The organism is Alteribacter aurantiacus DSM 18675, from assembly GCF_000429705.1.
GTDB lineage: Bacteria > Bacillota > Bacilli > Bacillales > Salisediminibacteriaceae > Alteribacter > Alteribacter aurantiacus.
In genome coordinates, this window is the sequence record NZ_KE386941.1 from 1,724,781 (window position 1) to 1,747,085 (window position 22,305).

The following is a 22,305-nucleotide window of genomic DNA, read 5'->3' on the forward strand; positions in this document are numbered from 1 at the left end:
CCCATTCCCATCATCTGATTTGGGCCTCCTGGCATCTGACCCATTCCCATCATCTGATTTGGGCCTCCTGGCATCTGGCCCATTCCCATCATTTTGTTATTTCCACAATTACAGCCCATGAAACCACTCCTTATTTCTTTTAAACGCACTCTTGTAGCTTATGAACCACCGGATAGAACCGTGATAACTGTCCAACACTCACCATCTTTTTTTTGACTCATAAAGTAAATCAGAACAGTCAGAAAGAAGGTACATTGATGGCTTACATTCAACCGATTCATGCAGAGTTAACGAACGGTATTACAATGTCCATAAGAACCGCTCACACAACAGACGCCAAAGAAATGAATGAACTCACAAAGCAAGTGATCAAAGAAGATAATGGCCTTATCTTAACGGAAGAAGAATATACGATAACACCAGAAGAACAGGCACGAAGGGTCCAATTTTCCCACTACTCCCCTTACCACCTCCTTGTGATAGGCAAATCAGAAGGAACCATTTGTGGCATTGCTTCATTCGAACCGGAGCAGCCGATAAAAAGAATGCGTCATCACGGAAACGTAGGGTTAATTGTTGCCAAACCCTTTCGCTCACTTGGCGTCGGTCGCAAACTAATGGGCTCTTTGATTGACTGGGCATCCTACCAAACACCCATCCACAAGCTAAACCTTGAAGTTCTCGGAAACAATGAATCTGCAATTGCGCTTTATCTTCGACTTGGATTTGAGCCTGTTGGTTGCTTTTCTAATCATATCCAAAATAAAGATGGAACCTTTTCCGATGTGTACCGAATGGAGCTTCCTGTTTAACCCAAGGACTGCATGATTTATCCTTTCGATCGTGGTATGATAAAGCAACATGAAAAAAGCTGGAGGTTTCACAAAATGAACGTTGTTTTAACCACATTAAATGCAAAATACATTCACACCTGCCTTGCGTTGCGATTACTAAAAAAGTACGCAGAGCCTGACTTTCAAACAACCATTTCAGAGTACACAATTAAAGATCCGGTCATGAACATTGTGTCCGATCTCTACAGCAAAAAGCCCGATGTGATTGGGTTCAGCTGTTACATATGGAATATCGAACAAACCATTCAAGTTATCAAAATGATTAAAAAAGTCTTACCTGACACTCACATCATTCTGGGTGGACCAGAAGTGTCTTATGACACGAAACAGTGGCTTGAACGGGTGCCTGAAGTTGACTTTATTGTGATCGGCGAAGGTGAAGAGACATTCAAGCATCTTTTACAAGAAATTGAGGCTGGGAAAAACGGCTATCACTTTGTGTTTGGCTTAGGCTATCGAAAAGATCAAGACGTTGTCATTAACCCCGGTCGCGGAAAACTCGCCCTCGATTCTATCCCGTCTCCTTATCGGTTAGATGAGGACCGGGACTCTCTTGGCAAGCGGGTTGTTTATTTCGAGACGAGCCGTGGGTGTCCCTTTAGCTGCCAATTCTGCCTTTCTTCTATTGAAGTTGGCGTGCGTTATTTCAATATTGAACAGGTGAAAGAAGATCTTTTATACCTCATTGAAAATGGGGCCAAGATGATCAAATTCATTGATCGAACCTTTAATATTAAGCGGGATTACGCCCTTGAGATGTTTGACTTTCTAATTAAAAACCACGGGGGCTGTGAGTTCCAATTTGAAATTACAGCCGATATTATGCGACCGGAAGTATTGGAATTTTTGAACGAACACGCGCCTCCAGGAGTATTTCGTTTTGAGATTGGTGTTCAATCAACCAACGATGCGACGAATGATTTAATTAAACGTCGCCAAAACTTCAAAAAACTTGCGCGAACCGTCACTCTTGTAAAAGAAGGACAAAAGATTGACCAGCACTTGGATCTGATCGCTGGTCTTCCTGAAGAAGATTACAATAGTTTTAAACAAACCTTTAATGATGTATTTGCCCTACGTCCGGAGGAGCTTCAACTTGGCTTCTTAAAGATGCTTAGAGGGACAGGCATGCGTGCCATGGCTGAAAAATTCGAGTATCAGTTTATGGACGATGCGCCTTACGAAATCCTGTCAAACAACATCCTCTCTTTTGATGATATTGTCAAAATGAAAAGAGTAGAAGATATTCTCGAAAAATATTGGAACGATCATCGAATGGACAACACGATGGAGTTTTTAGTGGAAAAGACCTTTGACACTCCCTTTGATTTTTTCCAAGAGTACGGGAATGAGTGGGATAAGCAAGGGTGGTCAAGGATTGGTCATCAGTTTGAGGATTTGTTCATAAGGCTTGATCACTTTTTGGAAAAATCGACCGCACCTCACCGACATATTGTGCGGTCCTTGATGAAGCTTGATTACTTGCTTCACCATAAGCATAAGCCACGAAAGCGATGGTGGGCGACAGACGTGAGTAAGGAAGAGCAGTTACGCGTGCACACGTTCCTTTCCGACCAACCTAGTGCTGTTTCACAATCATTTGCCGAGCTTCAGCTTTCGGATAAAGAGCTTCATAAACATACGGTTGTAACAAAAGTAGAGATCGATGTGAATCGTTACTTCATTGATGATACAATCACCGAAGGGCACTTTTATTTGATCGTGTATTACAACCCAAAATCGATGGTTGCTACACCTTTTACATTAGCTGAGTTGCCCATGGAATCAAAATACAGTTTGAAGTAAGAAGGAGGCCTTTTGGATATGCTCAAATGGGCGTTTCTCCTCATCGTCGGTGGTGCTGCTTTATGGGGGACCATCGGTATTTTTGTGCAAGGCTTATACGACCTTGGCTTTACGCCGATTGAAGTCGTTGCCATTCGGGTTATTGTAGCCTTACTTGTGATGACCGTGATCGTTCTTGTGAAAAGCCCACGCCTGATGCATGTACGCGTGAAGCATCTGCCACTTTTTTTGGGAACGGGCATTTGCAGTATCGTCTTCTTTAACTGGGCGTACTTTACAACTATTCAAGAGATTAATTTATCCGTCGCTGCCGTTCTCCTTTATACAGGGCCTGCTTTTGTGACGATTTTGAGCCGGATTTTCTTTAAAGAATGGATTACAATTCAAAAAGTCGTGGCGCTTGGTATGACTTTAATCGGATGTACACTTGTGATTGGATTGTTCCCCCTTCATGCAGAGCAACTCTCTTTTTACGGTATTATTGTGGGAGTTGGCTCCGGATTTGGATATGCGTTGTACAGCATTTTTGGTAAAACAGCCTCCACTCATTATTCATCTATGACGATTACGTTTTACACCTTTCTATTTGCGTCGCTTGCTTTGTTACCAACAACAAACATCAGCCTGGTCATTGATCGTCTGAACGGAATCGAAGGGCTCCTTCTCGCTCTTGGACTCGGAACGATTCCAACCGTGTTTGCTTATCTGTTATATACCGCGGGGTTGAATCAAGTGGAATCGAGTAAAGCTTCGATTGCTGCCACGGTAGAACCGGTTGTTGCTACTATGATTGGCGTGTTTATTTTTCAAGATCAGCTTACCTTATGGCAAGGGATCGGCATGCTTTGTGTTCTTTTGGCGGTCTTCATTATTCAACAAAGACGCCCGATGAAAAAAGGAAAGCTAAGAGATTCAATCGCCTCATAACTTACGGCGTTTAACTCCTATCTTACAAGGGAAAAGAGTTGTAAGAATAAAAAGGGAGGGCATTGATCGTGGCAGATAAAAACGTAGATGTGGAAAAACGACATGAAGATGTAGAAAAAAGACATGACAGCAGCCGTGTTGCTTCGACCTTTATTAAGTATGCTGCTTATTTAATCATTTTCTTTGGAATCCTTTGGTTCCTAATTAATTACATCTTACCGCAATTCTAAAATGATAGTTGTTTTCAAATAAAAAATCATGAGCCCTTTAACGGGGCTCATGATTTTTTTTGGGTACAATTTCGAGTCCTTCTTTACCTAGAATATGCTGAATGGCTTGACGGTAGTGTGAAAACGTCCTTTCTTCTACTTTCACTTTGTTCCGTACAAAGGTTTGTACAAGTGATGAGGAAAAGCCGCAAAAATACGTTTCCGCTCCGAGAAGTTGTACAGTAGCTCTTAGCTTCTCAAATTCCGTTATAATGACTTCATCTTCAACTACGGTTACTCCCGAAAAATCAAAAATTAAATAGTCGGCACCTAACTTTACACATGCGGACAAGACTCGCTCCCTTAAGTGATCGAACCGTTTCTCGTCGAATGTCCCGATTAATGGTGCAAACAAGGCGTTTTCCAATACGACAGGCAAAATCGGTGTGGACATTTCTTCAATTAATCGTTCGTTTCGTATTCGCTGATTCTCTTCTTTTGTCACATCACGCCAAAAAAGAATATATCCGTTATGCTCCCCTTCATGGTCGTACAACTTGTTTACTAGTAAGTTCGCCATGTAACCAAAGATCGGGATTTTAGATTGATGAGGAAAGATATTTCTTTTCATCACACGAAAGAAATTGGACGAAGATGGATGCAACTCTTGAATGGACATACCGATTAAGTCTTCTGGACTTTTTATATCGGGAATGAAAGGCAATAAGTTATTCACAAGTTTTTTAGCATGATCGTTCATCCATGTAAGTTCCATCTCTCGGTTCGTAATAAAAACATTGTCCGTCAAAGAACCCAATAACTTTATTGTATCTATTTGCAGGTCGTTCACTTTCACCATTTCTTCTTCTCCCCTCTGTCCTTCCTCTACTCTGCTGTTGCCCACGATGCAGCTATTTCTTTTGTTTGAGCCATCATTTTCTTTCGTTCTTCATCCGAGCATACGAGTACCCCACCAAAAAAGGTGTGAGAGACAAGCTCAAGTCCACAAAATCGGAATATGGCATCGTCTGTTAAACGAACCACACGTTCATGCATACCGCTTTTTTCATACTCCTCCGATGGTGACCCTGTTGTACATATAAAAGCTGCTTTTTTTCCGTTTAATAAAGGTATCGGCGTCTCTCCATTCAGACGATAAGCAAATCCAAATGAAAGGACTCGGTCAATATAGCCCTTTCCGATGGAAGGGAAGCCACCCCACCAAAAAGGAAATAAAAACGTAACTGCGTCTGCCCAATTAAGGTAGTCGTGCTCTTGTTGTATATCCTCTTTGTAGATGCCTTTAAACGTATCCTTATATTCTTCAACAGTAAGGATTGGGTTAAAGTTCATTTCATATAGTGAACGTACGACAACACGATGACCATTCTTCACTAATTCGTCTTGATATGCACGTAAAAGGCTTCCATTGAAGCTATCGTTTGAAGGATGCATAAACACGAGTAAATGATTCACTCCAGCCACTTCTTTCTATGTAATATGAGAACCTCCTCATATATTCCCTAACCTCCGCTTAATCAAACACATATTTTCCGCTTTTTATTTTGAATTTGCTCACTCATTCACTCAGGGTCAGACCCCTGGAAATGATTAGAAATCTAAAAAAAGGTCCCGGATGCGGAACCTTTTTCTTTAGGCTGTTTGTTTTGCTTCTTTTTTTGGCTGGTCCGTGTCGTAAAGTTTAATTTTCACAAACATGTACGGAGCGATTAAGAGTCCCCATAGTCCAATGAGCATATAGCGGATTCCGTCTGCGCCGAGTGACGTTCCTAGAACGACTTTCCCGCCTTCTTGGATGAGGAACAATCCTACTAATCCAATGATAAATGCTAATCCTCTTTTTACCCAGCTGGCAGGGATTTTCATGTTAAGGTGTCTCGCTTCAAGTAAGTACCCGATCCCTGCTCCAAGTAAGAAGCCACCATACTTCAGTCCTTCTGAAGAGGGAAAAATGACCATAAGCACTAGAGGCAAAACAATAGCCCCTATCCATTTCATTTTTACTGGCCAAGACACAACCCACCTATCTGTTTTCACATAAACCACGAGGATAAAGGCTGCAACCGCGACACCTGTGATCACATCGGTAGGCCAATGTAATCCCACATATAAACGGCTAATTGAAATGGCCGTAACGAGCAGGATCGCGAATAGCCAAAACACCTTACTTTTCAACCAAATGGCGACCATTCCCCAAAGGGTTGCTGAACCTTGGGCATGACCACTTGGAAAACTATCATATGGATAATGGCTGCCTACTTCTGCCGATGCCACATAAAGAGAGTTCACCCCTTCGATCCCTACAGGTCTTAGAACTGCAAACATTGCTTTTAAAAATGAGTTTATGTAAACAGAGAGTAAGAATACGTAGACAAGCCTAATGCCAAACGCTTTTGAAAAACACCAATAAACAAGTGGAACCATTAAAAAATAGAACAATTCGTTTCCTAAGAACGTAAGTATGTATGCTAATACGTCTAAGCTTTGTGTTTGCCACTGTGTTAACGATTGTAAAACACTTGTTTCCCAATGTTTCATCATGTACCTCCTTTCTTTCATTTACGATAAATGAGTATTTGTTCCTATTATACTTGAAGGAAGAAGGAGGAAAAAGGCATTTTTATGGATTATTTTTCTTGATTATCTACACATTATTGGGACTAGCCATTTTAAATTTCACTAAAGTGATTCGATAAAATCGTAATCGGATGCTTTCGTTTAGTTGATTATTCTCTTCTTCACTTGAATCGTGGTTAAAACAGACGTGGTCTCGTGCTTTACCTCTTCCAACAAAGCAACATGCTCTCCATAACAGTAAAAAGGCTTGGACATGGTGGTGTCATGTCCAAGCCTTAAACGCTTCTTCCCTTTTGGTTGTGATTGTTTTAAGTATACACTCTGTTTATAACAGCAACAGTAGTATGGAAAACGTTATTTAACATATTGCTTTAACGGGGTTTCGGCAGGTTTACCGAAGTAGTAGCCTTGACCCAAATCTACTTTCGTTCTTAAAAACGCCCACTCTTCTTCGCTTTCAATTCCTTCGGCGAGAAGGGTAACTCCGATATTTTGAGCCACTTGTGAGATTGTTTGAATTTCTTTCTGTTTGCTTTTACTTTTGTGACAACCTCGGATTAATTCTCGGTCTAGCTTTGCAAAATCAGGGGTTAATTCACTCATCACATCAATGGTCGAGTAACCGGATCCAAGGTCATCAAGAGCCACCTTCACTCCAGCATTTCGGTAATAGTTAAGGATCTTCTTTAAATGTTTCATGTTTTCAATTTCCTCTGTTTCCACAACTTCAAAGACAAGATCTTCAGGTCTAATTTGATATTCTTCAACGGCCTGGAACGTGGTTTTGAGACAAAATTCCGGGTCATAAATCGAAGAGGGTAAGAAGTTAATAAATCGTTTCAGTCCATGGTCAAGCATCATTGAACTTGTGCGAATTGCGTTCATTCGTGCTTCTCCGTCCAACATGGCATGCATGCCCGCTTTTTGTGAAAAAGCGAAAAGCTCTCCTGGATTAAAATGATACAACTGACTTCTTGGTCTAAGTAAAAACTCGTATCCGTAAACCTCTTCGTCTTCCGCCCTCACAATCGGTTGGAGAAAAGATCGAAAAAGCTTTTCTTGAATAATTTTCACAAGTCTAGGATTCATCACCTTCATATACATTTCTTCAAAGGGGATATAATCACTAGGGCTCTCAGTTATAAGAGACAAGCTGCATTTCACTGCTAACTTCTTCTTGTTTGGCAATGCGGTTTTTAGGTAGTCCATCGTATTTTGTAACGCGTGCCAATCGTAAAAAACGAGGTCGAGTTTGCCTCTACGTAAACTAGATTCATATCCTTTTGCAATAACCAAGTTTTTTAAATCTAAAAGGAGTTCGGGTTGATTCGTATATATGCTTAAAATCCCTTCTTTTGTTAAGGGAATTTTACTTGTACATAAGTAACATCCGCTCATTTCACCACCTGCTTTCAAAGGTTGTAACGTAATCTCTTCTTGTCTAGTATTCAATACCCTATTGAGGTGCATTAAAACCGAAACATTACCATATGATGTCTTTTTTTTCGCAAGTGTAATCATTCCATTATTAAAAAATGATTACAACATGAATAAATGATGAATGGGTCTTTCCGTTTACGCTATTGTCTGCTATGATACTACTAATCACAACAATAAATCAGAATATTCAATTTTAATTTCTTGTTGTGATGATGAGGTTTTGTCGAATTTCCGTTTACTATTTAAGGAGGATGAGAAATGACATTAACGCAAGAAGAAGTAGTAGCAAATTTGGAGGATTCTACTGGTTGGTCTCTTGATGATGAAAACTTCATAAAGAAAGAATTTACTCTTCCGTCATTTGGTAAAGCCGTCGCCTTTGTAAATGAGATTGCCCGGTTGGCTGCAGATCGCGATCATCATCCTCAAATTACGATTGATCACAAAAAAGTAACCCTTCGTCTGTATACAATGGATGTAGGAGGTCTGACTCAAAAAGACTTTGAATCGGCTTACGCATTTGACTACACAAGTTCAAAATACGTAAGCTAATTGAAAACGTCCACCGTTTCTGGTGGACGTTTTTTGTTTATTTCCCAAGTGACTCCTCAATCCAATACCTTGATCCATCTTGGTTTCTTCTCATAAACCCATATTCAATTAAGTACCGCCTTAGAGTGGCGAAATCATCATAGTAGTCTTTTAAGATAGCACTTACTTCTTTTTCCGAATAAGACTTAGAAGCCACAAACTTCCCCGCTAAGTATCTTAGAATAACAATTTTCCGCTTCTCTTTCCTAGGAAATTGTTTAATGCGTCCCGTCTGTTCATCAATATAGGTTGCCATAAATATGGCTTCCTCTTCTTTACTCGTTTCCCATCGCTCATCCACCATTTTTGCCCCCTTATGAACATTCGTTCGCCCTTCCATTTCTTCATATCGTTCCATTAGCGTCAGAAAAACTTTCGCTTGTTTTGCTTTTTCCCTAAATTTAAATCGGTACTGCCTAACCGTTGATACGCTACCAAACCCTAACTGTTTCGCAATATGTTCATCTGTTTCTCCTGCCATGAATAGGGATAGAACGTCGTTTTGCACATCTGAAAGACCAGTCTGTTTTTTCCCCAGTCCGAGTAGCTCCTGTTCAATAGAACCATGAGTATCTAGGAAATGATTAGACGCTGCCTTTTCAGCGTCCATAAATTGACCCTTCTCGTGAAAAATAATGCCCCTCTCGAAATACGTTCCACATATCACACATCGATATCCCTCTTCTTCATAGACCCAACCGGTTTTTAATTCCTCAATTGTGGCTCGCCAAAAAGACTCATGCATCATCCTCCACCTCCTTCTTTATTGTATCAGTATGTTTATTAATATGTAAACAAATTATATAAACGTTTATAATTTTAGCTCTTATTTCTTTATCGATGTTATTATGGTAAAATAAATAAGAATTCAAAATACGGAGGATCTTTCATGCGCTGGATATATTTGTTCTTAGGAACGGTTTTGGCTGTTATCGCCCTTTATTATATTTTCACACATAAGCAACGAAACGCTTACGATGATTACGTTATTTATACACCTGAAAAAGATAGGAAAAAAATCCATAGTGGTTCCAAGCTTTATAAAGTGGCACTCTACTTCTCGTACGCAGTTCTTTTGCTAACCATTCTTCTATATGTAGAGATTTTTAGAAGCTTTGAATTGTCTACGATCATTTTTGCGATCCTTTTTCCTTTGGGCTTAACCGTGTTGGTCAGTTTGGATAAACTCTTTGAAATTCGTGGTCAAGGTATTGTGTTCGCCGGTTACCAAGCAAATTGGGGAAAAATTAGACAGATCGGCTGGGGAAAGAAACGGAAAAATCGGACACAGCTCATTATGGAGCTTGATAAAGGTACAAAAATACGGACCTCGATTGCCAACGAAGAAAAAGAACAGCTCGAAGAATTGCTTGAAAATTATGTCACGTTCGATAAATAAAAAACGCCATCGTCAATGCTGTTGACGGTGGCGTTTTTTTAATCACAGCATACTACTCTCTTCCCTGCCACTTGCAAGTCGTTTAGTAATGGCTGTGTGTCCGGTAAGGTGTTCAAAAGATCAAGTAATTGCTCGTAAAAAGGGTGTTCACGATTTAAGCTGTAGTAGATCCATTGACCTCTACGACGCTCATTCACTACGTGAGCGTTTTTTAATTTTCGTAAATGCTGACTAATGGAAGGTTGGCTCATTTGGAAGATCTCCACAAGTTCACATACGCAACATTCGTCTTTATATAAGATGGCTAGCATTTTGAGTCTCGTTTTATCGCCCATGAGCTTGAATAAAGTAGCCGCCTCTTCAAATGTACGTTCTTTTGTTTGCATGGACATCACCTTTCATAAGGAAATAGTTATATATAGTTTACGCGGGCTACATGTCACTTGTCAATTTTGCCTTTCATTACGAATGGTCTCAATCATGATTCGAAGGGCCTTTTCTTGAACATCCAAGCTCATGCTTGGTGCGTGTGATGTAACCACCATGTCAGGGGTTGCAGGCATATGGACAAAGCCCGTGTGTAAATGACTCCCCTGTTTTTTGGCGTACAACAGAAGTTCATAAAGGGTATTATTGCATATGTATGTGCCGGCAGTGTTAGATATTTGGGCCGGGATTCCTGCGTTTTTTAAACGATCGGTCATGGTACTGATCGGAAGGGGCGAGAAAAGACCGTCTGGTTCTCCTTCAATTAAAGGTTCGTTTTTAGGCTTTTTTCCCGTATTATCACCGAACTTCCCTTCTCCTTCCGTGTGTTGAACGTTAATCCCGATTCGTTCAGGTGTAATCATTGCTCGTCCTACAGCAACACCTAGGGAAAGGACTACATCCGGATTCACTCGTTCCACTTCTTCTATTAATTTCTGAGCACACGTTCGATAGACAACTGGTAAAAGAATGGTATTGATTTCTACGCCTGAAATATCCCATTTTGATGCTGATTTCACCAGCTCTTCTGTTGGGTTTTTCGTCAAATCTCCAAAAGGTTCAAATCCACTGATAAGCATCTTCATAATCGCTCACTCCTCAACCCTATTGTATCATGATTCAACATTCACCTCTTTCTTAAAACATGTGCTCTCTTTTTCAAATAAAAAATCGATAACGACTATAGGGCTACCATTTTTATGGTAACCCCTTCACCTATTAACCTTCATCTTTGCTCATTCGCGTAGTCACTTTCCTATGGATACTCTTGATGTACCGGTAAATATTGAAGGAGGCGCCTCCGGTTTGGAGACCTTCAGTGTACGATGTGAACTTTACTGTTGTTTATGAACGTTACGAAAAACTCATTTATTCTCTTGTGCATAAGTACAAGCTTCACTATGAAAAAGATGAATATGTACAGATTGGTAGAATTGCGTTATTTAAAGCTTGGAAGCGATTTGATCCTGGTAGTGGCCCTTTCCCTTCCTATGCGAAGCGCTACATTGAAGGCTACTTGAAGGACGCGATTCGAAAGGACGTTTATTATCAAGATAAATGCCAGTTGTGTGAACCAGTCCTTCTTCAGAGCGTTTGTCCCCCTATTGATGATGAATCAGTAGAAGAGTTGAAACAAGTGATCAACACATTCGGTCTTAGTGACCGTGAAACGATTTGGGTCAATGAAAGCATATTGGCAGGCTACAAGCCGAGGGAGATCGCCGTTCGGCACGGGGTAAGTACAGGAACCGTTCATTCATGGCGCAAACAAGCGTTAAAAAAGATGCGAACTATTTTTTTCTCCTCCCCTCCCCATTTTTGAATCTTACACACTACTTAAAGGGTGAAAGGAGGTGATCAGATGGGAGCAAGAGTAAACTCACGATTGGCACTTAGTTTTGTTACAGGGTTTAATGATGTTGGCGAAGAGATTGTTCGTGTTCGTCAGTTTCAAAACATTAACCCCACTGCTGAGAACAGTCACTTATCCAGTACGGCCGAAGCATTAGCATCACTGCAACAACACCCTCTTGTAAAAGTAGAGCGGGGCAACACGTATGAATTAGCAGCTGAATAAACACATTCTACGATTTGAAAGGAGAAATTGAATGAGTAAACGACTTGAACTTCAATTTTTAAACATGGAAGGACGTACGGTCACACTTGCCGTAGAAGATCCGGTTGAACCTACAAACGCGCAACAAATCAGCGATGTGATGGATGATATTTTGGATGATAGCATCTTTATGACAACAGGGGGACCCCTTGTAAGTAAACGCGGGGCCCGGATCGTCGAACGAACCGTAGAAGCGATCGATATCGATTAGTCGCAAGGATTAGAGATCGTTGAGCGGAAGGGCATCCCCCTTCCGCTTTTTTTAGAAGGCACTGAAAAAGTTCGAATTTAACTTCTTCAAAGTCTTCGAAGCAATGAGCGTAACGGTTGCCTGGTTTAAGGGCCTGATACGAGTGGGTTTCTAGAAACAGACGCGCAACCGAGTGAAGCCATTGCCATTGTAAATATAGGCAGTAAAAAAGTCGGGGTGTCCTTTTTCGGTGGCCTCCTATTTTAAGCAAAGGAAAATCGAGTGAAAGGAAGTGAGCCAGAATGGAGATGGACATGTGGCTAAGTGCTTTAGGCGACTACGGCTTCCCGGCAGCAGTGACATTCTATTTACTCTATCGAATGGAGAGAAAGCTCGACCAAATCAATCGATCCGTTCTTCTTCTCTATCAAAAGCAAACGCCTCCTGCTATGGAACGAGCGTTGACCGCACTACCACCAAGGACCAAAAAACACTAACAAAGCGAGCGGGGTCAGACCCCTGGGTGTTATTCCCAGGGGTCTGACCCCGTGTGAACTTGTTCACAGAAAAAGTCTAGCATATTGGTGCCTTTCATTTCATAGAGTCTAGTAAAGGAGTTAAGGTTGCTATATTTTGAAGGAGGTTTTTTAGATGGCTACTGTATCATTTATTGAAAAGCGTCAAGCGTCGATGGTTGAGAGGAACCCTCGGTTTTCTCAGGTACAAGGTGTTGGAGATAAGAAGGCAGATCAACATAAAGAAGGCGTCGATGGATGTGTTGAACTACTCGATCACCTTACAAATCATATGTTCACTGCTCTTGTTGTAACCGGTATCCCTTACCTTTTATTCATCGTGATTGAAGCCTTTCTTCGGTTGTCTTAGCCGGACGTGATCTTTTTTCCCTGGAGCTGCAATAACAGCTATGCGATCCAACTTATCTTGAAGAATCGAGAGATCCCAGTTCAAAAACGATTCTTGTTCGATTCCTTGAACGACATATTCCGTAAATGACCATACATCTTTTTTGATTAAAGCGGTCCCATGGGTTGCCACTTCATACAACGAATCGAGTAAGGCCCCGAGGATGGCTGAATCCTTGCCCCCATAAAGTCTAATTTGAAAATAGCTTTGATATAAATAATCATGAAACACGTACACTTTTTTAAGGACTCGGAGGTTTCCATCTTTATCATACACATGGTTTTCCATGTACGATTTCGAACATAGTGTTGCAAGCAGGTGACCTAGATGCTTAATCCCTTCGATCGCCGTAAAGGGATCATTTACACCAGGGGACAAGGAGCGCACGCTAATCTCTACTAGCTTCACAATACCATAGCGAACATCTTGGATGCTTTCTCTTTCTGTGCCAATCACGACGAGTGGGCGGTAATCCTTTTCATGAACATTCTTTTTTTCACTGTACACATTCATTAGTACAAGCCCGCCAGCCAAATAATCTCCGTGAGAATAGAGCATCTCAACAATCGCACCGTCTTCTTCCCCTTGGTTTTTAAGCCCCTCAAAATCGATCCACTGGATATAACCCGATTTATCCGACCGCACTTTCGTACAAGGCCGAGCAAGAATATCATGATCTTCCCAATCGTCCCATGGATCATCAGGCTTCGCATCTGAACGATTTTCCCAAAAGCGATCCATCACATCAACCGTATCTTTATAGATGCTTTGGATGAGGTTGCGAATTTGAATCCACTTTGCTACGTGATGAACAAAAAACACGAAAAATCCGACTGCGACTATGGCAATTACAACCGCGAGCACGGGAGAGACTAGCACATCGACATCAGATGCCCCCACTTGTTTTGTAAGTAATAATAATACAATTGCGTAAAGAAATCCGCTAATGAACACACCTAAAATCCGTTGGGTGTGCGGATCGGTGATAAAGTTTTGCAAGGACCTTGGTGAAAATTGTGTTACATAGGTTGTCATCACTACGAGTATCGATGAAAACGAAATGGATGTCATTGTTAAAATAGACGCTGCAATTGTACCTAGGATGGTATAAGCCAAGTCAAAATCAGATAAAAGGATAGGAGGGATCTTCTCTAAGAGTTGAGGATTCATCCAAATATACTGATCGATTTGATGGCTCACAAAAGATAAAATGATCGCGATAATGCCATAAATGGTCGGGATAAACCAATAGCTCCCCCGAATGAAAATCCACACTCTTGTCACCATACACGCCTCCTTTTCGGGTAGTGTTTGGCAATTGTAGGGAAATTAAACATATAAAAGAAGCGAAAAGAGTTCCGTAGCGCGTGAGTAGACCGAACGTATTGGTGATGAGGAGAAACGAGTGAGTACAACGAAGGGATATGAGGAACAAAAAAGACCCGGTAAAGATGCACTCTTCTATACCGGGTCTAGCTTTTAGATTGGCGTTACATATAACAAAATGGATAGAAAATGCGTGACAGAGGCTGCCAGAACGAAAAGGTGCCAAATGGCGTGATGGTAATGAAATTTTCGCCAAATGTAAAAAATCGTTCCTACCGTATACAAGACGCCACCGGTCACAAGAAGAACAATGCCGCCCATTTCGATGGTCATGGCGATCGGCTTTAAAGCAAAGACAACCATCCATCCCATGGCAATGTAGAAAAGGGTGGACAAGAAGATGAATCGTTTAACAAAGAACACTTTAAAAACAATCCCGATGGCTGCCATTGCCCAAACAATCGATAACAATATCCAGCCAGTTGCCCCATCCACAACGATAACCATTAAAGGTGTGTATGTCCCGGCGATAAACAAGTAAATGGCCGAATGATCAAGAATCTCAAACACATTCTTAGCCCGCCCCTGTTTTAAGCTGTGTAAAAGGGTGGAGCAAACGTACATCAATAGAAGGGTGACTCCATAAATCGTGAAACTGATAACATGGGATGCGGTACCATGTATGCTCGCAAACACGATCAACAAGGTAAGAGCGGCAAGGGCAAAAGCCGCGCCGATTCCATGTGTAATTGCATTTGCTATTTCTTCCCGCTTTGTAAATGTGTGAGTTTGTGCCATAAGCAAAACGCCTCCAAATTTTTTAGTAGTCAAGCACGTTCATGTAGGAGGACCAATTTTGCCGAGCCTTATGAAAAATGTGTTTAGGTCTTCATAAAGGATTAAGCAATTTTGGCCATCAGATTGAGCCCTTTATGGCTTCAATCTGATGGCGTGAGATGACTTCAAGTTCGTCTGCCCTAGAGCTAGACGGAAAAAAGGTTCACTCATGAGTATCCACATGGAAAAAGACAGGTTCTTAAAAAGAACTAATCGTTACATTCGCTCGCTAATGGACGTAACCTTCCAGCTATCGTCTTCTTTTTCAAAACCTAACTCAATGATCTGTTGTTGCTCACTTCCACTGCTCACAAAGGAATGGATCGTATAGTGTACAGAACAGGTTTCATTCTCTTGATCGTAGTTAAAAGAGGTTTGTTGAAGGAAATCCATTTGTGATAACAGTGAATCTTCATAATGAAACGACGTGATAACCTCCTTGTCACTGAGCACATGCAAGACGTTATTTTCCTCGTCTGATTCAACTTGATCTGAAGTAAGGCCGGACAGTTGTTCATAATCCTTTTCATGCATGGCTTGGAATAGAGATAAGGCAAGGTGGTCCATCTCTTCTCTTAGGGCGAGCTCTTCCAATTTGTTCGTTTCTGCTTCAAATGCTTTGGTCTTATAAGTAAGTATATCATTTTTGAGACGATCGTTCTCTTCTTGAAGATGATCCACTTCATCATTTAGGTCCTCAGTTTGATTTACGTATTGCTCGAGTTGTCTTACAAGGCGCTCATTCGTATCAATAAGCTTCTCAATATCATCCGTCTGTCCAAGCTCTTCATAGTCCTCTGCCGAAAACTGATCAGCGTCTTCTGAACACCCGACAAGGAGTAGTACAGAGAAAAAAAGTGGAACCCACAGTTTTTTCATGTTTGTCACCTGCGTTCGTGTTAATTTTAATACCTTTATTATACAAAAGTTCGATACAAGTAAAAGATTTCCTTTAAGTATTTGGTTAAGTTACCATTTTACCTTACAAATGAGCCATCAGACAAGAGATGGTCAAACATGAAGAATAAAATTGTACCGTTTCGTGCTGTAAATATAGTCTATTATTTTTTTACTAGTAGGGCTTGCTCCCATACGCTTTCTCTATTGTGATCATAAGATATCTTAATAGATTTTTTAAAAAAATAATAGAGAGGGTGTTCTCATGACGAAACGTAAAAAAACGATTCCTATGATCGGTATTACAGGAAGTGCTGGAAAAACAACGACCTCCTCCTTTGTGAACGCCGTTCTACAAACGAGGTGGCGAGTGCTTGCCAGCCGTAAAAACTTCAATACGCCAAAGCATATTAAACGTAGGGTGCGCCTTTTGAAGAAAAAAACCTATGATGCCGTTTGTTTTGAGCTCAGTATGGCACACGGAACGAGAGAAAAGCACTTTTTGTACTTTCGGCCAAATATAAGCGTCATTACGAGTGTAGGGACGGCCCATTTTGGTCCTCAAGGAAACAATATTCGATCGACTGCCAACAATAAATCTAAAATTATTCCTTATACCAGCCCCGATGGGATGTTACTTATTAATGCTGATGATCGTCATTCTGCTCTCCTTAAAACAAAAACGTTCAAGGGCAAATTGATCACGATAGGAATTAGAAATCGTGCTACTTATCGAGCGACTAACGTTATCTATCAAAAGAATGGCATGTCATTTTCCGTTATGTACAAGGGTAAAAAAGAGACGTTTCACATTGCGATGTTGGGCGAACACAATGTCATTCATGCACTATTCGCGATTGCCATTGCAGACCGGCTTAACTTCACTGCAAAACAAGTAAGAAAGGGATTGAGAAGTGCTAAAAAGCCTCCCCGCCGTTTGCAATTATCTCACTTGAAAAAGAGATCCATTCTACTCGATGATTCCTTTAACGCAAATCCAGATTCCGTGAAAGTGGCTGTTGATATTCTTATGAAGGTAGAGAAGAACAAAAAGAAATATACCATATTAGGAGACATGCTTGAACTTGGTTCCTATACCAAACAAGGTCACCGAGCTATCGGCAAATATTTAGCCTCCAAAAAGCTAGCCGGTATTTATCTTCAAGGTGCTTCTACTTCCTATATTGGTCAGGAAGCAATCAAGAACGGCTATCCAAAAGAAAAGGTTCGTCATTTCAATTCAAAAAGAGAGTTAATGAGATTCTTAGCTGCAAACGTTGATTCGAACAGTGTATACTTGGTTAAAGGTTCTGGTGGGTCAAAGATGTCTATAATCAGTCGACACTTGCGTCAGTTGAAGAGGTAATACAGCTCACAAGGGACATCCCTCTTTGACACCGAAGAGGCTGAAGGAAATGATTGGTAGAGATACCCTACTTTTTTCTCGGTCAGTAACCCCTCTCCTATTCACCCTCGGGAACGCTCGTCACTTCAACTAGAGCTGCGTTGCTGTCACCCAGCTGCTACACATGACAAAAACGGACCAGTGGCAAGTATTGTCCAGCCTTGAAAACAATAACTCACCCAAGCATATTAAAGGTTATGTATCCCTATTGAAAGATAAGAGCTATGATGCCTTTTGTTTTGAACTCAGTATGGCACACCGAACAAGAGAGAAACACTTTTTGTACTTTCGACCAAATATAAGCGTCATCACGAGTGTAGGGACGGCCCATTTTGGCCCTCAAGAGAACAACATTCGATCGACTGCCAACAACAAGTCCAAGATTATTCCTTATACCAGACCGGATGGTATGTTACTTACGAATGCAGATGATCCTCATTCGGCTCTTCTTAAAACGAACACGTTTAAGGGGAGTTGGATCACGGTAGGCATGAGGAACCTTGCGACTTACCAAGCGACAAACGTTGTATTCCAAGAGGATGGTATGTCTTTTTGTGTTATGTATAAGGGTAAGGAGGAGACGTTTCACACTTCAATGATGGGCGAACACAATGTGATACATGCGTTGTTCGCTGTTGCGATTGCAGAACAACTCGACTTTTGTGCGGAAGATGTAAAAAAGGGATTGGGAAATGCTGAAAAACCTCCACGTCGCCTTGAATTATCTAGGTTGGATGGTCAATCCACTTTACTCGATGATTCCTTTAATGCTAATCCAGATTCCGTGAAAATAGCTCTCGACATTCTTATGAAGGTAGAGATAAATAAAAAGAAGTATGCCATATTGGGAGACATACTCGAGCTTGGTTCCTATACCAAACAAGGACACCGGGATATCGGAAAATATATCGCTTCAAAACATCTGGACGGTATTTATCTTCAAGGTGATTATTCCTTCTACATTGGTCGTGAGGCAATGAAAAATGGCTTTCCAAGTGAAAACATTCACTACTTCAAAACAAAAAAGGGTTTAATGGAATCGTTATCAGCAACATTTGATTCCAACAGTGTGTATTTGGTAAAAGGGTCATGTGCATCCAAGATGAGGATCATCAGTGAGCACTTAAAAGAGTTGAAGAGATCGTAAAACCGACAAGGTCTGTCCCTTGTCTTTTTTTGAACAAAAAGAAGTCTGTTTCGTGATGAAACAGACATAAGAAACATCGCATGGGTCCCGCATAAATGAATTACCAGAATAATAGAGCTCCTAATGCAAAGCCGCCTATAGCGGCTAAAGCAACAGGGTATACATACGGGCGTGGCCTATAATATCCATAGTAACCATACCCGAAAGCCCCAAATCCGCCTTGAGGTCCTCTACCTTCAATATAAACATTACTTCGAGTTACACGTACAATCCTCCCAACGTGTTGTCGACCGCAATGTTCTACGATTCGTACGTTACGACCTTGATTGCGACTGCATACATTATAGTAGTGTGTATATCGTGACAACGTATCCACCTCCTCTTATAACACCAGTCACAATCAGTGTATTTTTATAGAGGTACTTTGGTTTGTACAAACATCACGACTTATCATTATTTTCATTGGAAAGTAGGTTAACCTGTGGAAAACATCTATACGTATACAGATATGCTTGCCTTTTTCGGCGTAACAGTTGCTCACCCTGGAGGAACATTAATGACGGAACGGGCCACCGATCTGATCCCGATCTCACCAGGGATGAAGATTGCTGACATTGGATGCGGACTCGGTGATACTGCCCGATTTTTGGCTTCTGAAAAAGATGCGATTGTTTATGGCATTGATGCACACCCTCTGATGATCCAAAAAGCCCGCCAGCGACACCAAAGTGCCTTTGATCAAAAGAAGCTCCACTTTCTTCATACCGACGCTTCTCATATTCCGTTTCCGGACCATTCGATGAATGTGATTATAGCAGAAAGTGTACTCAGTTTTACGAACGTTCATGACGTATTAAAGGAATGTAAGCGCCTCTTAAGGCCCGGTGGCTTTTTTGCTTCTCTTGATCTTGTTTGTGATCCAACCTTTCCACTTGAATCAAAAGAAGAGTATGGTACATTCTACGGCATGAAGCAGTTATTCACTGTAAAAGAATGGCACGATCTACTAAGAAGTTATAACATGGACGTTCAATACACACTTGAAGAAGATCCGCTCACCTCTCCATCCAACGGTGACATTCCAGAGCTCCTATTAAGTGATGACGTTCCCCTTGAGTGTTACGAAATGATGGAAAACCACATTGCCATGCTTGAGAATAACCGAGCATTCACACGCTACGCCTACTTCATATGTAAAAAAGACGATCAAATGAACATCATTTAAAAAAATTCGGGGGTCAAAAAGTTCGGGGGTCTGTCCCCGCACAGTTTCACACCTTTTCTTGACAACATAGAAAGGGCGGGCCACAAGGTTCATTGAAACCTTGTGACCCGCCCTTTTCGTTTGCATTTGATTTGAACACTCCGTGAACCGTTGTTCACGGAGTAAACGAGCTCAATACTTATTCAGTTAAAAAGGATTCTCTTATTTTAGATCAAAACGATCGGCATCCATTACCTTCACCCAAGCCGAGATAAAGTCGTTTACAAACTTCTCTTGGCTGTCGTCTTGTGCGTACACTTCAGAAAGGGCACGAAGGATGGAGTGTGATCCGAAGACAAGGTCTACTCTTGTTGCTGTACGCTTTAACTCACCTGTTTTTCGGTCGCGTCCTTCATAGTAGCCAACGTCTCCGTCTTCTACAGGCTTCCATTCCAGTCCCATATCAAGGAGGTTCACGAAGAAGTCATTTGTGAGCGTACCCACACGATCTGTAAAGACCCCGTGCTCTGTGCCACCGTGGTTGGCTCCAAGTGCGCGCATTCCACCTACAAGTACCGTCATTTCTTTGGCTGTCAAGTCGAGAAGCTGTGCCTTATCTACCATCAAATCTTCCGGCTTGATACTGTACTCTTTCTTCTGGTAGTTACGGAAGGCATCTGCTGGCGGCTCCAACACTTCGAAGTTTTCAACATCAGTCTGCTCCTCAGTGGCGTCTCCGCGACCAGGAGAAAACGGAACTTTGACATCAAAGCCGGCATCTTTTGCCGCTTTTTCAACAGCTGCGCTACCACCTAAAACGATTAGGTCAGCGAGACTCACCTCTTTGCCGAATTCTTTTTGAATATTTTCAAAAACGGATAGTGCGTTGGACAGCTGCTCCGGCTCATTAGCATCCCAGTCTCTTTGAGGAGCAAGGCGGATTCTAGCGCCATTCGCGCCACCGCGCTTATCGGAATCACGGAACGTGCTAGCAGAAGCCCATGCGGTTTTCACAAGTTCGCCTACTGAAAGATCGGAGTCAAGAATTTTACCCTTTAACTCTTCAATATCCTGATCAGTCAGGTCATAGTTCCCTTTAGGTACTGGGTCTTGCCAGATAAATTCTTCTTCCGGCACTTCCGGACCAAGGTATCTGTCGCGAGGACCCATGTCACGGTGCAACAGTTTAAACCAAGCACGAGCAAAGGCATCGGCAAACTCATCTGGATTCTCATGGAAATGACGAGAGATCTTTTCGTACTCAGGGTCCATTCGCATGGCCATGTCAGCCGTGGTCATCATTGTTGGAACCTTTTTCGATCCATCTTCGGCATCCGGTGCAAGGTGTTCCTCGTCCACATCAATAGGAGCCCATTGATAAGCACCGGCAGGACTCTTAGTCAGTTCCCACTCATATCCGAATAACAGATCAAAGTAGCTCATATCCCACTTTGTTGGAGTCGGTGTCCAAGCCCCTTCGATCCCACTTGTGATCGTAAATGCACCATGACCGGTTTCATGTGTGCTCTTCCAACCGAACCCTTGATGCTCGATCAAAGCGCCTTCAGGTTCTTCGCTTACATGCTCTTCTGGGTCTCCTGCACCGTGGGCTTTACCGAATGTGTGACCACCTGCAGTAAGGGCAACCGTTTCATAATCGTTCATACCCATACGTTTGAACGTATCGCGAATGTCGTCGGCACTCTTACGGGGATCTGGCTCTCCATCTGGGCCTTCTGGGTTAACGTAAATGAGACCCATCTGAACAGCAGCAAGAGGATTTTCCAAGTCACGCTCTCCAGAGTAACGGTTATTTCCGAGCCACTCCTCTTCAGGTCCCCAGTTAACATCTTCTTCAGGAGCCCAAATGTCTTCACGGCCTCCACCAAATCCAATCGTTTTTCCGCCCATAGACTCAATCGCTACATTCCCCGCGAAAACGAGCAAATCCGCCCAAGAGAGTTGGTTTCCGTATTTTTGTTTAATTGGCCAAAGCAGTCGACGGGCCTTGTCCAAGTTCCCATTGTCTGGCCAGCTGTTTAATGGAGCAAAGCGCTGTGAGCCACTTCCCCCGCCTCCGCGACCGTCTGCCATACGGTATGTACCAGCAGCATGCCAAGACATACGAATAAAGAACGGACCATAATGACCATAGTCTGCCGGCCACCAGTCCTGGCTATCTGTCATAAGAGCATGAAGATCTTGCTTCAAGCTTTCGTAATCGAGTTTTTTAAATTCTTCTGCATAGTTAAAATCTTCTCCCAATGGGTTCGTCTTCGTGTCATGCTGATGAAGAACGTGCAACTCCAACTGGTTAGGCCACCAGTCCTTGTTTTTTGTTCCACTAGAAGTCTTGCTCGAACCACCTTGACCCGTAAATGGGCACTGACCTGCATTTTCATTATTCTTGTCCATACGTAGTTCCCCTTTCTGATTTGAGAAGAGTT

At 41.9% G+C, this 22,305-nt stretch carries 26 protein-coding genes; 14 read left to right on the plus strand and 12 right to left on the minus strand.

Annotation, left to right across the window (positions count from 1 at the left end; genetic code table 11):
* Positions 1-257: 257 nt before the first annotated feature.
* The 4 genes from G476_RS0112020 (at position 258) to G476_RS23580 (ending at position 3,817) form a co-directional block, all read left to right on the plus strand.
* Positions 258-812, plus strand: a complete 555-nt coding sequence (locus tag G476_RS0112020) for a GNAT family N-acetyltransferase (protein ID WP_026690325.1) — start codon at positions 258-260, stop codon at positions 810-812.
* Between the two features lie 75 nt (positions 813-887).
* Positions 888-2,660 (plus strand): B12-binding domain-containing radical SAM protein, encoded by a 1,773-nt coding sequence (locus G476_RS0112025; RefSeq protein WP_026690326.1) that lies wholly within the window; start codon positions 888-890, stop codon positions 2,658-2,660.
* A gap of 18 nt (positions 2,661-2,678) precedes the next feature.
* Complete coding sequence (locus G476_RS0112030) at positions 2,679-3,587, plus strand: DMT family transporter (RefSeq protein ID WP_035186436.1); 909 nt, start codon at positions 2,679-2,681, stop codon at positions 3,585-3,587.
* Between the two features lie 68 nt (positions 3,588-3,655).
* Positions 3,656-3,817 (plus strand): hypothetical protein, encoded by a 162-nt coding sequence (locus G476_RS23580; RefSeq protein WP_169720869.1) that lies wholly within the window; start codon positions 3,656-3,658, stop codon positions 3,815-3,817.
* A 37-nt stretch (positions 3,818-3,854) separates the two neighbouring features.
* On the opposite strand, the gene G476_RS0112040 is transcribed toward G476_RS23580, so the two are convergent.
* The 4 genes from G476_RS0112040 to G476_RS21875 form a co-directional block, all read right to left on the minus strand.
* Positions 3,855-4,655, minus strand: a complete 801-nt coding sequence (locus G476_RS0112040) for an STAS domain-containing protein (RefSeq protein WP_026690328.1) — start codon at positions 4,653-4,655, stop codon at positions 3,855-3,857.
* A gap of 26 nt (positions 4,656-4,681) precedes the next feature.
* Positions 4,682-5,272, minus strand: a complete 591-nt coding sequence (locus tag G476_RS0112045) for an NAD(P)H-dependent oxidoreductase (protein ID WP_026690329.1) — start codon at positions 5,270-5,272, stop codon at positions 4,682-4,684.
* A 177-nt stretch (positions 5,273-5,449) separates the two neighbouring features.
* Positions 5,450-6,358, minus strand: a complete 909-nt coding sequence (locus tag G476_RS0112050; RefSeq protein WP_051314773.1) for a phosphatase PAP2 family protein — start codon at positions 6,356-6,358, stop codon at positions 5,450-5,452.
* Positions 6,359-6,748: 390 nt separating this feature from the next.
* On the minus strand, positions 6,749-7,846 hold the full coding sequence (locus tag G476_RS21875) for an EAL domain-containing protein (protein WP_169720890.1): 1,098 nt from the start codon (positions 7,844-7,846) through the stop codon (positions 6,749-6,751).
* Positions 7,847-8,092: 246 nt separating this feature from the next.
* On the opposite strand from G476_RS21875, the gene G476_RS0112060 reads away from it, so the two are divergent.
* Positions 8,093-8,386, plus strand: a complete 294-nt coding sequence (locus G476_RS0112060) for a 4a-hydroxytetrahydrobiopterin dehydratase (RefSeq protein WP_026690331.1) — start codon at positions 8,093-8,095, stop codon at positions 8,384-8,386.
* A gap of 37 nt (positions 8,387-8,423) precedes the next feature.
* Here G476_RS0112060 and G476_RS0112065 read toward each other — a convergent pair whose 3' ends face one another.
* A complete protein-coding gene (locus G476_RS0112065; protein ID WP_026690332.1) occupies positions 8,424-9,173 on the minus strand; it encodes a DUF2087 domain-containing protein in 750 nt (249 codons plus the stop codon).
* Positions 9,174-9,314: 141 nt separating this feature from the next.
* Here G476_RS0112065 and G476_RS0112070 point away from each other — a divergent pair, with 141 nt between their 5' ends.
* A complete protein-coding gene (locus G476_RS0112070; protein ID WP_026690333.1) occupies positions 9,315-9,824 on the plus strand; it encodes a hypothetical protein in 510 nt (169 codons plus the stop codon).
* Positions 9,825-9,862: 38 nt separating this feature from the next.
* Here the strand turns inward: G476_RS0112070 and G476_RS0112075 are convergent, their stop codons facing one another.
* Together G476_RS0112075 and G476_RS0112080 are read right to left on the minus strand one after the other, a co-directional pair.
* The gene (locus tag G476_RS0112075; protein WP_026690334.1) at positions 9,863-10,210 is read right to left on the minus strand and encodes an ArsR/SmtB family transcription factor; all 348 of its coding nucleotides are present in this window, start codon (positions 10,208-10,210) and stop codon (positions 9,863-9,865) included.
* Between the two features lie 60 nt (positions 10,211-10,270).
* On the minus strand, positions 10,271-10,897 hold the full coding sequence (locus tag G476_RS0112080; protein WP_035186439.1) for a pyroglutamyl-peptidase I: 627 nt from the start codon (positions 10,895-10,897) through the stop codon (positions 10,271-10,273).
* 233 nt (positions 10,898-11,130) lie between these two features.
* Between G476_RS0112080 and G476_RS0112085 the strand changes: the two genes are divergently transcribed.
* The 5 genes from G476_RS0112085 to G476_RS0112105 all read left to right on the plus strand — a co-directional run bounded on the left by G476_RS0112085 (position 11,131) and on the right by G476_RS0112105 (position 13,003).
* Positions 11,131-11,634, plus strand: a complete 504-nt coding sequence (locus G476_RS0112085; RefSeq protein ID WP_026690336.1) for a sigma-70 family RNA polymerase sigma factor — start codon at positions 11,131-11,133, stop codon at positions 11,632-11,634.
* A gap of 39 nt (positions 11,635-11,673) precedes the next feature.
* Positions 11,674-11,889 carry a DUF1659 domain-containing protein gene (locus G476_RS0112090; RefSeq protein WP_035186441.1) on the plus strand — a complete coding sequence of 72 codons (216 nt, stop codon included), beginning with the start codon at positions 11,674-11,676 and terminating at the stop codon, positions 11,887-11,889.
* Between the two features lie 31 nt (positions 11,890-11,920).
* A complete protein-coding gene (locus G476_RS0112095; protein WP_026690338.1) occupies positions 11,921-12,139 on the plus strand; it encodes a DUF2922 domain-containing protein in 219 nt (72 codons plus the stop codon).
* Positions 12,140-12,420: 281 nt separating this feature from the next.
* Positions 12,421-12,615: a YvrJ family protein gene (locus G476_RS21880; protein WP_051314775.1), complete on the plus strand. Its 195-nt coding sequence runs from the start codon at positions 12,421-12,423 to the stop codon at positions 12,613-12,615.
* A gap of 154 nt (positions 12,616-12,769) precedes the next feature.
* Entirely contained in the window at positions 12,770-13,003 is a 234-nt protein-coding gene (locus tag G476_RS0112105) for a hypothetical protein (RefSeq protein ID WP_026690339.1), read from the plus strand.
* Here G476_RS0112105 and G476_RS0112110 read toward each other — a convergent pair.
* The 3 genes from G476_RS0112110 to G476_RS0112120 all read right to left on the minus strand — a co-directional run bounded on the left by G476_RS0112110 (position 12,965) and on the right by G476_RS0112120 (position 16,084).
* On the minus strand, positions 12,965-14,329 hold the full coding sequence (locus G476_RS0112110) for a DUF2254 domain-containing protein (RefSeq protein WP_026690340.1): 1,365 nt from the start codon (positions 14,327-14,329) through the stop codon (positions 12,965-12,967). The genes G476_RS0112105 and G476_RS0112110 overlap by 39 nt on opposite strands.
* 192 nt (positions 14,330-14,521) lie before the next feature.
* Complete coding sequence (gene trhA, locus G476_RS0112115) at positions 14,522-15,166, minus strand: PAQR family membrane homeostasis protein TrhA (RefSeq protein ID WP_026690341.1); 645 nt, start codon at positions 15,164-15,166, stop codon at positions 14,522-14,524.
* 255 nt (positions 15,167-15,421) lie between these two features.
* Positions 15,422-16,084, minus strand: a complete 663-nt coding sequence (locus G476_RS0112120) for a hypothetical protein (protein WP_026690342.1) — start codon at positions 16,082-16,084, stop codon at positions 15,422-15,424.
* Positions 16,085-16,367: 283 nt separating this feature from the next.
* Between G476_RS0112120 and G476_RS0112125 the strand changes: the two genes are divergently transcribed.
* A complete protein-coding gene (locus tag G476_RS0112125) occupies positions 16,368-17,468 on the plus strand; it encodes a UDP-N-acetylmuramoyl-tripeptide--D-alanyl-D-alanine ligase (protein WP_026690343.1) in 1,101 nt (366 codons plus the stop codon).
* Positions 17,469-17,631: 163 nt separating this feature from the next.
* The gene (locus tag G476_RS0112130) at positions 17,632-18,654 is read left to right on the plus strand and encodes a Mur ligase family protein (RefSeq protein ID WP_026690344.1); all 1,023 of its coding nucleotides are present in this window, start codon (positions 17,632-17,634) and stop codon (positions 18,652-18,654) included.
* Positions 18,655-18,754: 100 nt separating this feature from the next.
* On the opposite strand, the gene G476_RS23310 is transcribed toward G476_RS0112130, so the two are convergent.
* Entirely contained in the window at positions 18,755-19,021 is a 267-nt protein-coding gene (locus tag G476_RS23310) for a hypothetical protein (protein WP_084405723.1), read from the minus strand.
* A 114-nt stretch (positions 19,022-19,135) separates the two neighbouring features.
* Between G476_RS23310 and G476_RS22890 the strand changes: the two genes are divergently transcribed.
* Complete coding sequence (locus tag G476_RS22890; protein WP_051314776.1) at positions 19,136-19,879, plus strand: class I SAM-dependent methyltransferase; 744 nt, start codon at positions 19,136-19,138, stop codon at positions 19,877-19,879.
* A gap of 201 nt (positions 19,880-20,080) precedes the next feature.
* On the opposite strand, the gene katG is transcribed toward G476_RS22890, so the two are convergent.
* Positions 20,081-22,273: a catalase/peroxidase HPI gene (katG, locus tag G476_RS0112140; protein ID WP_026690345.1), complete on the minus strand. Its 2,193-nt coding sequence runs from the start codon at positions 22,271-22,273 to the stop codon at positions 20,081-20,083.
* Between the last annotated feature and the right edge of the window lie 32 nt (positions 22,274-22,305).

Excerpts from the sequence above, each read along its gene's own strand:
- G476_RS0112020 (WP_026690325.1), top strand. The coding sequence starts at position 258 with ATGGCTTACATTCAACCGATTCATGCAGAGTTAACGAACGGTATTACA.
- G476_RS0112025 (WP_026690326.1), top strand. The coding sequence starts at position 888 with ATGAACGTTGTTTTAACCACATTAAATGCAAAATACATTCACACCTGC.
- G476_RS0112030 (WP_035186436.1), top strand. The coding sequence starts at position 2,679 with ATGCTCAAATGGGCGTTTCTCCTCATCGTCGGTGGTGCTGCTTTATGG.
- G476_RS0112040 (WP_026690328.1), bottom strand. The coding sequence starts at position 4,655 with ATGGTGAAAGTGAACGACCTGCAAATAGATACAATAAAGTTATTGGGT.
- G476_RS0112050 (WP_051314773.1), bottom strand. The coding sequence starts at position 6,358 with ATGATGAAACATTGGGAAACAAGTGTTTTACAATCGTTAACACAGTGG.
- G476_RS0112060 (WP_026690331.1), top strand. The coding sequence starts at position 8,093 with ATGACATTAACGCAAGAAGAAGTAGTAGCAAATTTGGAGGATTCTACT.
- G476_RS0112065 (WP_026690332.1), bottom strand. The coding sequence starts at position 9,173 with ATGATGCATGAGTCTTTTTGGCGAGCCACAATTGAGGAATTAAAAACC.
- G476_RS0112070 (WP_026690333.1), top strand. The coding sequence starts at position 9,315 with ATGCGCTGGATATATTTGTTCTTAGGAACGGTTTTGGCTGTTATCGCC.
- G476_RS0112075 (WP_026690334.1), bottom strand. The coding sequence starts at position 10,210 with ATGCAAACAAAAGAACGTACATTTGAAGAGGCGGCTACTTTATTCAAG.
- G476_RS0112080 (WP_035186439.1), bottom strand. The coding sequence starts at position 10,897 with ATGAAGATGCTTATCAGTGGATTTGAACCTTTTGGAGATTTGACGAAA.
- G476_RS0112090 (WP_035186441.1), top strand. The coding sequence starts at position 11,674 with ATGGGAGCAAGAGTAAACTCACGATTGGCACTTAGTTTTGTTACAGGG.
- G476_RS0112095 (WP_026690338.1), top strand. The coding sequence starts at position 11,921 with ATGAGTAAACGACTTGAACTTCAATTTTTAAACATGGAAGGACGTACG.
- G476_RS21880 (WP_051314775.1), top strand. The coding sequence starts at position 12,421 with ATGGAGATGGACATGTGGCTAAGTGCTTTAGGCGACTACGGCTTCCCG.
- G476_RS0112105 (WP_026690339.1), top strand. The coding sequence starts at position 12,770 with ATGGCTACTGTATCATTTATTGAAAAGCGTCAAGCGTCGATGGTTGAG.
- G476_RS0112110 (WP_026690340.1), bottom strand. The coding sequence starts at position 14,329 with ATGGTGACAAGAGTGTGGATTTTCATTCGGGGGAGCTATTGGTTTATC.
- trhA (WP_026690341.1), bottom strand. The coding sequence starts at position 15,166 with ATGGCACAAACTCACACATTTACAAAGCGGGAAGAAATAGCAAATGCA.
- G476_RS0112120 (WP_026690342.1), bottom strand. The coding sequence starts at position 16,084 with ATGAAAAAACTGTGGGTTCCACTTTTTTTCTCTGTACTACTCCTTGTC.
- G476_RS0112125 (WP_026690343.1), top strand. The coding sequence starts at position 16,368 with ATGACGAAACGTAAAAAAACGATTCCTATGATCGGTATTACAGGAAGT.
- G476_RS0112130 (WP_026690344.1), top strand. The coding sequence starts at position 17,632 with ATGACAAAAACGGACCAGTGGCAAGTATTGTCCAGCCTTGAAAACAAT.
- katG (WP_026690345.1), bottom strand. The coding sequence starts at position 22,273 with ATGGACAAGAATAATGAAAATGCAGGTCAGTGCCCATTTACGGGTCAA.